Origin of the sequence: Paenibacillus tritici, assembly GCF_018207515.1 — a bacterium.
Taxonomy (GTDB): Bacteria; Bacillota; Bacilli; order Paenibacillales; family Paenibacillaceae; genus Paenibacillus_AQ; species Paenibacillus_AQ tritici.
The window spans coordinates 2,832,923-2,847,326 of record NZ_CP073365.1 but is presented as its reverse complement, the minus strand read 5'-3'; the positions used below and the strand labels follow the sequence as shown (position 1 = coordinate 2,847,326).

General features: G+C 51.8%; 7 protein-coding genes. 2 read left to right on the top strand and 5 right to left on the bottom strand.

What is annotated here, in order from left to right; translation table 11 throughout:
* Window positions 1–174: 174 nt before the first annotated feature.
* Both KDC22_RS11910 and KDC22_RS11905 read left to right on the top strand, forming a co-directional pair.
* On the top strand, window positions 175–999 hold the full coding sequence (locus KDC22_RS11910) for a helix-turn-helix transcriptional regulator (RefSeq protein WP_211723166.1): 825 nt from the start codon (window positions 175–177) through the stop codon (window positions 997–999).
* A gap of 29 nt (window positions 1,000–1,028) precedes the next feature.
* Window positions 1,029–1,805 (top strand): helix-turn-helix transcriptional regulator, encoded by a 777-nt coding sequence (locus KDC22_RS11905; protein WP_211723165.1) that lies wholly within the window; start codon window positions 1,029–1,031, stop codon window positions 1,803–1,805.
* Between the two features lie 358 nt (window positions 1,806–2,163).
* Here KDC22_RS11905 and KDC22_RS11900 read toward each other — a convergent pair whose 3' ends face one another.
* From KDC22_RS11900 to KDC22_RS11880, 5 genes are all read right to left on the bottom strand, one after another.
* On the bottom strand, window positions 2,164–3,726 hold the full coding sequence (locus KDC22_RS11900; RefSeq protein ID WP_211723164.1) for a carboxylesterase/lipase family protein: 1,563 nt from the start codon (window positions 3,724–3,726) through the stop codon (window positions 2,164–2,166).
* 328 nt (window positions 3,727–4,054) lie between these two features.
* A complete protein-coding gene (locus tag KDC22_RS11895; RefSeq protein WP_211723163.1) occupies window positions 4,055–7,819 on the bottom strand; it encodes a glycosyl hydrolase 53 family protein in 3,765 nt (1,254 codons plus the stop codon).
* Between the two features lie 191 nt (window positions 7,820–8,010).
* Window positions 8,011–8,505, bottom strand: a complete 495-nt coding sequence (locus tag KDC22_RS11890) for an LURP-one-related/scramblase family protein (protein ID WP_211723162.1) — start codon at window positions 8,503–8,505, stop codon at window positions 8,011–8,013.
* Between the two features lie 87 nt (window positions 8,506–8,592).
* Window positions 8,593–13,146, bottom strand: coding sequence for a golvesin C-terminal-like domain-containing protein (locus KDC22_RS11885; protein ID WP_211723161.1), 4,554 nt, complete (start codon window positions 13,144–13,146; stop codon window positions 8,593–8,595).
* 46 nt (window positions 13,147–13,192) lie between these two features.
* Entirely contained in the window at window positions 13,193–14,401 is a 1,209-nt protein-coding gene (locus tag KDC22_RS11880; RefSeq protein WP_211723160.1) for an SGNH/GDSL hydrolase family protein, read from the bottom strand.
* Window positions 14,402–14,404: the final 3 nt, after the last annotated feature.

Sequence of the window (14,404 nt, the reverse complement as noted above, 5' to 3'; positions counted from 1 at the left end):
TATTTTCTAGAAAGCGTTGTCATTTTTATATATCCGGCGCCACTCTCTTAAGACAAAATTATATTATTCATACCATTATAATTCTCCAAAACCCTTGACGAAATAATATTATTATACTATTACTAAAACTATATTAAGATTTGGCGTGCTAGGGAAAGGTGGAACGGCAATAACATGCGAACGTATTATTTACCCAATTTATCGGAATTCCGTTTTTTCTGCTTTCCGCATTCCCTGGGCAACTTCATCCGGCCGGACGACCACAATGTGAACCGGCCGAATGGAGTCAGAGATTTCAGTTTGCATTATATCGCCAATGGAAGCGGGGTCATTGAAATAGAGGATCGAACCTTCACGCTCGGAGCAGGTGATGCTTTTCTTCATTTCCCGCATGACCGTATGCGTTATTACTGCTCCGAAGAGGACCCGTGGAATATATTCTGGATTCAGTTTAACGGTCATGCCCTCCCGGCTTACTTTCTGGAGAACCGATATTCTGGGTCGTCGATCTGGACTCTGAAGAATGCTTCTCTGCTACAGTCAGCGTTCGATGATTTATTTCATGAAATTGAACACTATAATTTCTTGCGCCCCTCCCGGATCTCCACCTTAACCTATAGCGTGCTGATCGAATTTGTTAGCAATTCACTTCCGTTCTCATCGTACCGGAGCACCAATCATTTGGACAAAATAACCGAACTGTTGCCTGAGATGCAAAAAAAAGCCCACCTTCCATTCGAGCTGGAATTGTGGGCCGGGAAGGCAGGGCTGACGCCCAATTATTTCTGCAGTCTGTTTAAGAAAGCAACGAGAATGACACCGGTCTCCTATATTACCAAGTGCCGGATTCAGACCAGCAAGCAATTGTTGTTAGGACATCCCTCTATGTCTATTAAAGAGGTTGCCATCCTCTCGGGATATCCGGGAATCAGCTACTTCAACAAAAAATTCATGGAATCCGAAGGAATCACGCCGGGCGAATTCCGCGAGATTCATTAACTCCGGTAACCTGCCAGGAGGAGAGCGCAATGGCCCTTATTCACTATGTGGAGTGCAATACTGTACACGCTGCTAATTTTGTTGTCGATGTTCCCGCAGGCGCGCACTGGCTGCTAGTCGTTACCAAGACTCCGGCACTGTTCTGGGTGCATGGCGCACTCAAGCTATATCCCGCGCACAGTGTAGTTCTCTATCAGCCGCAGCAGAAGGTCTATTATCAGGCCTGCGCCGCTCAGTTCGTCAACGACTGGATTCGGTTTGAATCCGATGAACCCTATATTACGGAATCTCCGCTTCCTCCGGGCATTCCCTTTGCCTTAAGCGATCCCGACTTCTGCCAGAAGCTGCTTGAGCTGATTGTCAGCGAGCATCATTTCAGCCGGGACTGCAAAGCATCCTCGATTGATTATCTGCTTCGGGCCTTGTTCAACAAGCTATGGGAATCCTACTTCCAGGACAATATTACACCTCAATACTACAAGCTGCTGAAGCTGCGTACCGTCATTCAGAATAACCCCGGAGAGTACTGGACCGTCGCCACCATGGCGGATTACCTTGCGATCAGTCCAGGGTATCTCCAGAGCATTTACAAAAAAACCTTCGGCATCTCCTGCATGGAAGATGTCATCAACAGCCGGATCAGGATGGCCAAAGAATACCTGATCCACAACGCCCAGAGCATTGCCGAGGTCGCCGCACGGTGCGGCTATCAGAATGTGGAGCACTTCTGCCGCCAATTCAAACAAATCACCGGGCACACGCCGGGAAATTTCCAGAAGCAGGCCAAGTTGGGAGCTTCGCTGTGACTCCAGAGAATGTTCGACCCTCCGGCCGCTGCCGTCTGCTGATTTCTTGAATTCAACCCGCTGTTCGCGGTAGCAATCCGCAGACAGCTGTTGCTTCCGAAGCAGGAACAGCGTGGGCAACGGTGTGGCAGTGGCAGTGCCAGTGTCCGCGCCGCCCGGAAAGAGTTGGATTTACTCCACTTGCTGATGAACGGAGGCGCTCTTGCCAAGCAACAGTTGGAAAATCAGCACTTAATAAGCTGCAAATAGATCAGTACAGCGGAAAGACAGCAAATTAAATGACGTTTATCCAATTAATAACCGCTGACGCTCCGAATCATCCAAATTAAGATACGTTTGTCCAATTAATCTTACAGCGTCAGATTGGAGATTCCTCTTTCTCTGTACAGCTATTCGCGTTCTTCGCGTTCTTGAAATACTGCTGCACGAGAAAATTCATAATCCCGCACGGCTGCTGCCTGGCGAACTCAGCCTGATCTGCGAACAGCATCCCGTACGGCGCGTCCGGGGTGTAAGGCTCCCAGCGGGGCAAGGCTTCCCCGGTGGAGTCTTGACCGTTCGGGTCTCCGGTGCGGATGAAATGAGCCGTATAATTGCACATCTGGCGGGCCAGATCATAATGCTTGCCGACAAAAGGCCGCCAGCATTTGGCAAGGGTCTCGAAGAAGAACCAGAGGTCCACCGAGTGGAAGGTGCCCGGGTTATCCCATCCTGGAATCTCGGCATCGAAATTATAATAATAGAGCGGCGTCATGCCGCCGCTATCCGCATTGGCCTGCGCGGCAATACGAATCGCGTATTCGATTCCGCTTACCGAAGCCCGCTCCGCCGCTTGCTGCACAGTATCCCTCTGAACGCCGCTAAGCTCCAGGAAGGTATCCGCAGCTTCTCCGAACATATCTGCCGCAAGCTGCTTGAACTCCTCATAAGACTGAACCTTCGGGGTACTGAAGAACTCGGAGGAGGTATGGCCGAGCATAACCGGCACCTTCCACCGCTTATTCTGCACGAACAAATCGAACGGGTTGCCCACCTGGAACTGCTGATCTGCGACCGTGCCCCAGAATCCGCCGTGTGCTACTGCCTTGTCCCGAAGATAGACCGCATCCAGCTTCCGGGCCTCCGCAAGCGTGGATACCCCTAAATATTGGAAGAACTCGATACCGTCATGTTCAGCCTCTTGCAGATTACTGCGCATAGGAGGAAGCAGCGTGCCCGGATACAGCCTGGTGAAGATACCGCTCTCAATAATGGCCCGCTGAAACAAGCCTTCGTTCTGCGGTGAGGTCAGCTGGCTCATGACACTCCCGCCCCCGGCAGACTGTCCGCCGATGGTGATCTGATCCGGGTCCCCGCCGAATGCGGCAATATTGCGCTTCACCCAGCGGGTCGCTGCCTGCTGGTCGAGGTTGCCGAAGTTGGCGGGCGCATCCGGCGATTCCGCCGTGATCTCAGGATGGCACAGAAATCCGAAGATATTCAGGCGGTAGTTGATCGTGACCACCACGATGCCTCTGCGTGCAATACGTTCACCGTCGAACTCCATTTCAGCCGGATGGCCCACCTGTAAGCCTCCGCCGAAATACCATACATATACGGGTAGCTTCTCGTCAGCGTGCTTGGCAGGTGTCCACACGTTCAGGTACAGACAATCTTCACTCATCGCGATGTCCGGTTCCACGGCCCATTCACGGGTATAGATGTTGTTATCATCAATTTCCTGTCTGACCTGCATCGAGACCGGTGCGAATTCGTGGGCCTGCAGCACACCTTCCCAGTCTTCGGCAGGCTGCGGTGCCCGCCAGCGGTTGCCGCCAACAGGCGGGGCCGCAAACGGTATCCCCTTGAAGCTCGTAATCCGGGGATCGGCTGCGGATAATCCCCGAACCGCCCCATTCTCAACCTGGACCAATCTAAGCATGTTACCGTCTCCTTTAGTGGGGTGTAACTGCATGAATACGCTTGCTTACACTAGAAATTCTAATAGACCCCTCCGCCCAAAACAATGATCTAAACCGGATCATAATTGATATATTCTAACATTGGAATGTATCCGGCTTCCCATAAGTGGAAACGGCTTTGCCGTCTTTAAGGGGCGGCACCGTTTCAGCGAGAAATAGAAGGATAAGTTATCGTGAGAAACCTATAAATTCTTATATTTCAGCAAAACCCCCTCCGGGCCAGCCAGCGCCTAAGCATCTCATAGATGTCTAAAGGGACTGGCTGCCAAGAGGGGACTTCACTTTTATTTATTTCATTGCATTGAATACAATCTGTGCAATTTCTGCCCGGGTAGCAAGAGCCTTGGGAGCGAGCTTATGTTCAGTTCCCGTAATTACGCCTGTTTGCACTAATACCTTGACGGCGTCCTGTGCATAGACGGATACCGCCGCTGAATCTATATAACTATCTAAGCTCTTACCCTCTGTAGAGGCTGGCAGCTCATCCAACTGCTTCAGAAGGTTGTACACAATAACCGAAACATCCTGTCTGCTGATCGTCGCTTCCGGCCTAAACTGATTGCCGCCCACACCAGTAACCAGCCCCAGCTTCCGCGCAGTGCCCAGATAACCGGAATAGTACTTATTCCCGGCATCCGAGAAATTCCCGGTTACCCCTGCCTCCGGCTCAATCCCGTAAGCCTTCATGACCATCATCAGGAAATCGGCCCGGGTCACCTGCTTCTCCGGTGCAAATTCATTCCCGCCAACACCGTTCACGATTCCTCTTGCCGCCAGATAACCAACGGCCCCGCTATACCCGCTCTCCGGGCTAACATCATTGAAGGTGACTTCGTTGTACCCCACCGCATAATCGGCGAGAGAGGTTGTCTGGAAATGAACCTGTCCGGTAGAAGCATCATATCCTCCCCGCACCGGCTGCAGGATTCCCGCCTGGTCGATGCGGTATCCTACAATAGCATTGGTCTTCTCATTCGCCCGGGGCGCATACGGCAGGCTAATCCCGAGCTTCTCTCCATTAAATTCTCTCACTTCAGCATTCCCTGCCCATACAGAGATGTCAACCACCGGTCTGTCCCGCAACCTGGTCTGAACAGCTACTGGAAGGCCGGAATGATCCAGCTCCCTGATGCGGATCAAGCGATCTCCTGCCGGACTGTCTCCAAGGGCGGCCAATGCTTTTGAATTGAAAGTGACCGCTGCCATTCCTGTATCTACTTTTAACTCCACATTTTTCATTTCTGCTAATAGTGTAAGAGCTTCCTTGGACAGGCTGACTTGGACAGCCTTATCAGTTGCTGCACCCTCCACCTTGATGTCAATCACTGCTTGTTGTCCAGCCGCTTCAGACACCTTGATCTTCGGAAGCAGGTCCGCCAGCAGGCCCGGTTCCAGCTTGGCCGTGGCAATATTCGATTGCAGGTCCCTGGTTGCCTTGATCTTCACGGTGTAAGTTGTAGTACTGCCAGTAACAAGCGTAACAACCTGGGCTAGTGGAGTACTGCTTTCACTGTTCCTGCTGTTCCCGCCGTTCCCATCATTCCCGCCATTACTTCCATTCCCGCTTCCGGAAGAGACAGGGTCCGTATTTCCGATTGTCGGGGGAACGCCCGTCCCCGGTGCATCACTGGTCTTCAGCAGCACGAAGTCGTCATAAGACCCCCAGTTCCTGGCCTTCGCATCCTGCGAGACCCCAATTCTCAGCGTGCCATCTGTCACCTTAATTTGTTCGACAACCGCCTGGTTCCACTCATTCCAGCCCTTATTTGCAAAACTGGAAGCAGACCGGGCCTGATCCCCATTCACTGCGAACAGCTCATTCTTCACTTCATCGCCAGCGCCTTGCGACCAGGCTGACAACGTGTAGGTTCCATTCGTCAGGCCGGTAAGGGTCTGGGAGGCTTCCAGGGTATAGGCTGTTTCCTTCCAGAACCCCAGTGACTTCGTTCCCGTACGGGCAGAGTTCGATGCCAGGGGCGTAGTGTCAGACAGAGTCCACCCCTCAGGAAGCCCCTCTTCATTCACATGCTCAAAGCCGGGGTTCACAACAGGGTTCGGATCTACCGTAAAATGAAGCGTATAGGTTGCTGTCCCGTCTCCCGTTACAACAACCCTGGCACTGCCAGGCAAGGCAGTTGCTTGGGTTACCACGGCCTCTGCGCCTGCTATTGTCTTGGCCTCCACTGTAGGGAGGGCTGTCGTACCATGCGGCAACACTACTTCATAGTCCTGGATCTTCGGGTTAAACCCCGGAACAGTTTCCCCGTTTACTTTTAAATCAGCCAACCGGGTATTATCCTTCTTGATCAGCTCGAAATCGTCAATGTTCCCCCACTGCCCGTCAGAGAGCTTGTAATGAGCGCCAAGGGTTAGCGTTCCATCCGTGACCTCAATAGAATCCAGCACCGCCTTGGTCCATTGTTGCCAGCCTGTATTGGTGAAGCTCTGAGTGGTATTGCCCGCAAAAATCTCCGAGACCTCTTCACTGCCGCCTCCTGATACCCAGGCCGACAACGAATAGGTTCCATTGTCCAGCCCCGTGAGGGTCTGAGAAGCCGTGAATTCCGCAGGGTCAGCACTGTAATAGTGTAACGCCAACGCACCTGAATGTACGTCCTTATCTGTGCTGACTGCGCTGGTATCCCCTGTAAGGGTCCATTCGTTCAATCCATCCTCGAACCCGGGGTTCTGCACCAGACTTGTGCTGGGAATGACCGAAATTTCGCTCGAAGCCTGGAACCCTCCATCATAGGTAACCGCTGTGACGGTGGCAGATCCGGCCGATATCCCGGAGATAATTCCATTGTAACGGTCCACCCGGACCACCTCCGGCTTGGAGCTTGTAAATTCCACTCCCCGATAGGTTGCATTCGCAGGCTCCAGGATGGCCGATAATTGACCGGTCCCGCCAACCTCAATCGTAACCGCAGACTTATCCAGCGTCACAGAGGTTACCGGATTCAGGTTAATCTCCGCAGCTCCGTCAATGAACGCATCCATAGCAAGGGTCGGTGTGCCATCTCTGTTCCACGCAGATAAAGGATAGCCGAACAGGATTCCGGCAGGCTCCCAATAAAATATACCGGTTCCCCTATCCTTAGGAACGGCGTGCAGTTTGTTTTGCACAGCTACCAGCATGTTGTACACGCTGTCCACATCCTTGGAGACGTCCCCTCCGACTTCAACGACCATTACTTCTTTTCCATAATTCGCTTCCAGCTTGTTCATGTTCTCGCCTAATTCATTAATAGAGGAGGTGAACACTGCATCGGGATAATAAGACAGCCCTATGATATCGTAATCGCTATCCTGAAGGCCCGCTGCTACAAGTCCGGCAAAAAAGGGATCAACGCCCGCTTCAGCTCCGTTAGCCCGGTGGATGATGACCTTAATTCCCGGAAATACCGCCTTGGACGCACTTGATCCGGCCTGAATCAGTTGAACGAGGTTCGACGTATTGCTGTAGCTCCCCAGCGGATGCAGCATCCCGTTATTAATCTCATTCCCGATCTGCACCCACTCCGGCGTTACGCCTGCTGCCTTCAGCGCATTCATAACCTCCGAAGTATACGCCGACACATGCGCCTTCAGCTGCTCCAGATTATCGCCCGCCCATGCGGCAGGAGTGACCTGTTTGCCGGGATCTGCCCAGGTATCACTGTAATGAAAATCAATCATCACCCTGAATCCGAGAGCGCTTACACGTGAGGCTAAGGCAACTACCTCTTCGGTGCTGTTATGACCGTTAGCCGGATCATCCGAAGGATTCACCCAGGCCCTGATTCTGATGGAGTCGATCCCGTGATCCTTCAGAATCTGCAGAAGATCCTGCTCCTGCCCGTCATCATTATAGAATTTATACCCTAATGCCTCTAATTGCGGCAGCCAGCTAATATCTGCGCCCTTGGAGAAGGAATCAGGAGCCGGCGAAGCGCTTGCCCGTGCGGGTACTCCGATTGAAGCCATGGACAGGATCATTGCCAAGGACAGCAGCATGGCCAGAATTCTATTGCTGTTATTATTGCTGTTACTGTTTCTTTTTCTGTTTCTCATCGTACAGCCTCCTCTTCATAGGTAGCTTAATTATACGTGAGCGCTTACACGGCGTGGATTATGGCAAGCAACTGAAAGTAATACTTTTCCAACAATCGGACAAAAGAAAGAGCAGCGATCCTCCTTTACAGGAGAACCACTGCTCTTGGTTTAAACGATACGGTTGCCTGAGTGTTACGGAGTACTTGAATCTATTGTGAGGAAGAAGAAGCCGCGGCATTGTCAGCCTTCACACAATCAATGGCGACCACAATCGCGATGATGATGGCCTCCAGCTCCTCGTTCAGCACCTGCACACTGTAGCTGTCGCCCCAGGTGAACCACTCCTTGCTGACTTCACCGACAACGGCCCCGCGCTGCATGACCTGAAAATCCATGTCCCACCAATTCCCCTGTACCTCAATATCGGCCGATTCTATCGAATACCGGTCTTTCATGAACGTGAACTCCTTCTGAATCGTCAAGACTTCCCGGCCGTCCACCTCCACAAAAAACTTCGGTAAAAAGCTAAACACCTTTTTCGTAATCAGTGCAACTTCCGCACCCCCTGCATTCATGATGGAGAACGTCTTGGGAATGCGCATAAAACTGCCCTCCACATAATACACATCCTGCTCCTGCCCATTCTTCACCGTGAACTTCTCGCTTAGACTGAATACCTTCTGCTTGATATAGAGCTGCTTCATTTCAGCTTCCTCCGATATAATGGAATGATATTATTCAGAATAAGCTCATTATATCAACAACCCTGCCCAATAAAAAAGCCGAAGGGATCATTTGTTCAACGGACCAGCAGAATGCCGCTCGAACTTAACAGCATCAGCTCTCGTATAAATCATATCGGCAGGCAGAGTTGGCGGGTCTACCGTTGTCGGAGTAACCCTGGTTAACCGGACGTACTCACTGCCGTCTCCATTAAAGTTGAAGGTCCCCAGATTAACCCAGCCCGACGGGCCGGCGGTTGCATCAATATACGTGACCTCGGTAACCGACTGGTGCTTCACTTCCACTTTGACATGATTATCGTTTGCCGTCGTATGGACAAGCTTGTAGATGGAGACCGTATATTCCCCTGCCGGGAACTGGCCTTTCCACGTTGCTGATGACCCTTGAACGGTAGAATAACGGGACTTCACCCCAATTTTGTATCCGGCTAAATTACTCTGGCTCCAGGACCCTTCTGTCGTGTATAACCCGGTCGTATCCGTGCTGTCGACAATGACCGTTAAGTCCCTGATCGCAAGGGTCAAAGGCGGTGTAGTTAAGGTCACCCCGTCAACCGTCACCGTGGCCCATACCTCAATGTGCTCCGTCTCCCCGTCCAGACTTAGAAGAGTCAACACACCGCTGCTGTCCACTTCAGCCAGATCGGTTCGATCCACGAAGTACTGCACATTTGCCTGTGACAGATCCGCAATCAGACCGTTATCCAAATAGCCGGTTACGCTTAAGTTCGCGGTCTGAGTCATTTGCAGTTCGCTCCGGTCCGACAGGATCACCGCAGACTCCAATTGCGGCATATGGCTCGGGTCCACCCACATCATCGCATCGGCAACTACCCGTGACTTGTTGGCCGTATTGGTTAATTCGACATATCCGCTACCGCCTGCTGCAAAAGGATAATCCCCCAGGTGCACCCAAGTCCCATTGGCCATTGTCTCATCCACGGTAACCGTCTGGGTGCCTCCGCTGTAATGAACGGTAAATGAGGCATTCGTTGCCCAATTCTCACTGGCTGCGGTGATTTGCGGAAGCTTGTAATACACACTGTAAGTAACACTCTCCGGCAGCTCAGGCCGCCACTTCATTCTGCTTGTCGCTGTGCCGGTAGTTGATTTGGCGTATACATAGTTATCGTAGTAATAGTCGTTAGCGGTTGTATCCCGTATCCAGACGCCTTCTGTCTCCGCCTCCGTATTATCGACAATGATGGATGAACCCTCCTGCCAATCCGGTTGAACCGGAGTTTCTTGTACATGATCGGGCAAATAGAGTGTCCGCTTGCGGGTCTGTTTCCCGTCCGATTCCACATAATAAGTGAAGGTTTGGGATAAGTCAGTTACCCGTATTGACCATTCCATCGGATAGATCGTATCTGGAACAGTCGTATACGTAACCCCGCCGTCCAAGGAATAATGGATCGTCGCGGGTTTCGTCGTTTTGGCCTGCACATAAGCATCATAGGCAGTGTCGTCGGGCTTGACGATCAGCATCCCTTTAACCGCATCTATTGGACTGTGGATATCGAAGAAATAGCTTGCATCCGATGGATCAGCAGTTCGGACCTGGTGCAGCGGCACATCAATGTTAAGCCCTTCTACAATGATAGCGGTAATCCCCTTGCCTGATACTGTGGCCTGGATGATTCCGCCGCTCATCACCGCCTGCTCCGGCGTGCCATTGTCGCGGATGATCGTTACAGTATAATTTTGTGCAGGGTCGAACCCGATGATTTGCGCATTCAATTCAATAGGAGTCTGGACTTCAGCCGACGATTCGTTGCTGAGCCCGATGTAAAATTTGTTCCCGCTCTCTCCGGTGATCCAGTTCAATTGAGGATCGTTGGTCTTAATAATCCCCTTCGGCATCCAGAGCCAAACGTTAGAATTCCCGTAAAATTGACCTGGTTTATTGCCATAAAGGTGATATTTAAACCATAAAAAGTTAGTCTCAAACACAGCAGGGAAGGAGATACTGCCCTGCGATTTCAACGCCTGTTCGCTGATCAAATAATCCATCGTCTGCCCGAGCTGTCCCGGTATATGGTGATAATAGATAGAGGTAGCCCCGCTTGGGCCTTCCAGAGGAAACTCTGGTTCAAGCTGGCTAACAGCGAACCCCTTGTAGTAATACCCCGGATAACTGGAATACCGGCCAATAACCGCATTATGGGCAATATCCTGCAGCAGGGTATCGCCTGTATAGAGCGCCAATCTCAGCATGAAGGGAGCTTCCTGAGCGTTCATCCGGTAATAGCCTGTGGTACTTCCCGCTTCAAACGTTAATCCATTAGGAGAAACCAGCCGTTTATCCGCTTGCACGCCTCCGGCTACATCCTCCGGGAGCTTGAGCCGGGGATATTGAAATTTACCACTCTCCGGCCAATGGAATGACTCCGCGTAATTATACGTCTCCGGCTGCGGAATTGTAACGGCACCTGCAGGAACCGGACGGGCCACGAACATCGTAGCATACCGTTTGGCTTCCTTATAAGCAGCGTTCAAGTATTTGGGGTCCTGCGTCTCCTCGTAGAGCTCCAGGATCTCCATCCACAGCTTGCTGTAATAATAGATGAACTCATTTTTACCCACATTCACAGATGCAGGCGTATCAATATGCTCCAGGATATAGCTGTCGGCTGCATCCTTGGCGGCCTGTAAATACTGCACATCGCCTGTCATCCGGTACTTCATCAGGGGCTGAATGACAGGCCCCCGGTCTTTCTGGTCAGGATCACGCACGAGATACTCTTCCTGTGCCAGCGCCCCGATTCCTGCCGAAGTACCCATCATCTGATGGACAGCGGCTATGCTGGAATAATCGAACGGCAGGGTTGCCATTTTCCATAACGACGGCACACCGTATACCGGTTTCTTCGTTGGCGACCAGCCGATACCATTTCGCGATAAGCCATACTGGACCGACGGCAAGGCTCTCGTATCGTATAGCTGGTCATCCCCGGTCAAATAGTAGGCCCCCAGAAGAACCGCATTCGAGCTGGTTCGTACACTGTCCTCGTTCTCAATGTCAATGAAGCCCTTGGCACGGCTCCACCACCCGCTGGGTGACGGGACATAATTCACAGAGTCGTCCCCTTGTGGCTCTATCTTAAGTAAGTCGATCATATTGAACATCGCGTCAGTGAGCGACTGTTCTCCGACATTTTCCCGGTAGGCCGAATAGCCGTACTCACTGCGGAGAATATCTCGGTAAGCCTCATATATACTGCTGTTTTGCACGATTAGCCCCATATGGAACTGATAGGTGCTCTCCGCAGTCATTTGCGAATAATCTCCCAGTTGAGGCGCATACAGGATCGGCTGCACGCTGCCTTCGTTGTTGACCAGACTCATGCCCAGCCGTTGCTTGGACACGCCTCCCGTCGGTTCAAATTCCACGGGCAGCTCTTCCGAAGGTACAAATACGCCGTACGAAAAAGCGTGGCCCAAGCCATCGTTCTTTTCCACCAGACTCATCGGAGCGCTCAGCTCGCGTAAGCTTGTTGATTCCACCGAACCAGCCATTTTGGCATGTGACCTGAACCCATTCAACACTTCATTGACGTCAGAGAGCTGCTCGGTTGTGAAAGACTGATAGCCGATCACATAATTGCCGTCCCGGCGGGGGGTGAAGTCGTAGGACACATCCGGCTTGTCACCTGCCATGGACCAGTTCACCTGTAAATCGTAATCGCTTCCATGGGTGGAATCGGTTAATATCGCCGTGTGGCTGTCAGGGAAGTCGATCTCGTCGAAGGTAATCCAGTGCTTGTTCATCGTATCGTAGTAATTGGTCCGGCTCCCCGCATTCCCCTCCAATAATACCCACTGCTCTTCCAGTCTTTCCGCCACATTATTGACGGGTATCCAGTTCCCTGTATCCGTGTTCTTATAGAACAGATCACGAACGATGGATTTGCCTCCATCCCAGGCTGCTTCATAGAAGGTCGCCTTATAGCCGGCATTCTCGATGCTGCCTTTTTCCGTGTAACTGAGATTCGCCAGGGTGCGGCTGCGCAGTGGAGGCAATGGAGGCGCCTGCTGCTCGATATTCCCTTCGAACTTGACCGCATCGGCCCGCGTAATGATCTTTCCGGTCGTAGGCTGCGTTCGGGTCAGCCTGACAAATTCGCTATCCTCGCCACTGAAGTAGTAGGACCCCAAGTCAACCCATCCGGCCGCCGGGCCGGACGAAGGCCTCAGATCCATGAACATGACATCCGTAATCCCATTATGAACAATTTCGATTTTGACATTACTGTCGGCTTTATCCGCCCAGTCCAGCTTGTTGAACGAAATCTTCGCTGTCCCTGCTTCCAATCGCGGATTCCAAGTGATGCTTCTGTTTACGGCATCGGTAAATTTGGAACTGGAATTATTATAACCCTTCACTCCCGTGCTTGTAGTCCAATAAAGAGCGGAGTACCCGTTATTCACGTTATTCACATCAGGGGTGACGACACCATCGACCGTGAGGCTTCCATCATCAATGATGATGGTCTTATACGGTAAGGTATCCGCATAAGCGGTCCTTATACCGTCCAGGCTGAAAGGAACGAATATCGTCACGACGAACACGATTAAGATAAGCAGCTTCCTTGGGTTCATACAAATCACAGCCTCTCTCAAGTTGATAACGCTTCCATAAAAAGAATTATAATGGCGGCTGCACCAACAACAACTTCCCAAGCTGAATCACCGTTTGATCGTACCACTCCGGATGCTGCCGGACATGCTCAATACTTCGTTCATTGCCGGATGCTTCGAACACAGCCGCTTTGTCTGTTTTGCCGGCATCGACTTCGAAGCGGACCGTATGCTGCCCGTTCGGGAGCTCCGGCAAGAATACATACTGGTTCCGGTTATGATCGTTGTATAGTGTGAACCGGTCGACAATAAAGGGTTCTCCACCGTCCACCGACACCTTCAATCTGCCGGAATCAGGCCCCCCGATATCGAATAACCCGATACGCGTTCCCTCGAACTGCACCGTGATCGCCTCTCCAGGCTCGGCTGCCCGCCATAGGCCGGGGAACAACCAATTGTACTCGCGCGCCAGAGCAGAATTATCCGGTGTCATATAAGACCATCCTGCGGAAAAAGTAGTCAGACTATCCAGTGGCAGCATGCCCGCATACTCCCAGGGATTAGCGGGGACGAGCGGATGCTGGGGTAAGTGATGGACTACCCTTCCCGGATGATCTTGAAGTTCCCGAATTCTCTCGAATGAGCGGGTGATCGTATCCGTGTAAATCTGGTGTCCTTCGGGAATGGTCGGATGGATCGAATCATGTGTGAAAATAACGGCTCCAGAAATGGATACGTCTTCTCTGGAGGTGAATATGAGTTGACCCTTCGACACCAGATGACTGACCGCTACGCCCAGATGAATCGAAGGAATACCATAATAGTCAGCCACTTCCTCTTGCATCAGAGCCCCCTTCTGGTATTCCCCGGCCTGAAATAAGGCCACATCCCGTTCCTTCAGCGTATACACGAACAGGATATCGGTGAACCGGCTCCGCTTGCGGATCTGACGGACTATCCCTTCGATCCGCGCCTTGGATTCGGGATCTCCGCCATCGTTACCGACAAATTCAACAAATACCAGATCAGGCTTGTGACGCAGTACATCTGTCTCCACACGTGCACAGCCGAGATCCGATCCTGTCCCATTAATGCCTGCATTCACCGTGCGGATATCCGCCTGGGGATATTGCTCACGCAGCCAATCCGCCGTCATGACCCTGTATCCTTCCGAACGCGTATTGCTGCCACCGAAATAGACGATGGTTACGGTATCTCCATTTTCCAGCTTCTGAATTACATTAGGCAGCCCTCTTCGGGGGAATGCTTCCTTCATCTC

What these genes read in the sequence shown, in the direction of transcription:
- KDC22_RS11910 (WP_211723166.1), top strand. Translation starts at nt 175, where the DNA reads ATGCGAACGTATTATTTACCCAATTTATCGGAATTCCGTTTTTTCTGC.
- KDC22_RS11905 (WP_211723165.1), top strand. Translation starts at nt 1,029, where the DNA reads ATGGCCCTTATTCACTATGTGGAGTGCAATACTGTACACGCTGCTAAT.
- KDC22_RS11900 (WP_211723164.1), bottom strand. Translation starts at nt 3,726, where the DNA reads ATGCTTAGATTGGTCCAGGTTGAGAATGGGGCGGTTCGGGGATTATCC.
- KDC22_RS11895 (WP_211723163.1), bottom strand. Translation starts at nt 7,819, where the DNA reads ATGAGAAACAGAAAAAGAAACAGTAACAGCAATAATAACAGCAATAGA.
- KDC22_RS11890 (WP_211723162.1), bottom strand. Translation starts at nt 8,505, where the DNA reads ATGAAGCAGCTCTATATCAAGCAGAAGGTATTCAGTCTAAGCGAGAAG.
- KDC22_RS11885 (WP_211723161.1), bottom strand. Translation starts at nt 13,146, where the DNA reads ATGAACCCAAGGAAGCTGCTTATCTTAATCGTGTTCGTCGTGACGATA.
- KDC22_RS11880 (WP_211723160.1), bottom strand. Translation starts at nt 14,401, where the DNA reads ATGAAGGAAGCATTCCCCCGAAGAGGGCTGCCTAATGTAATTCAGAAG.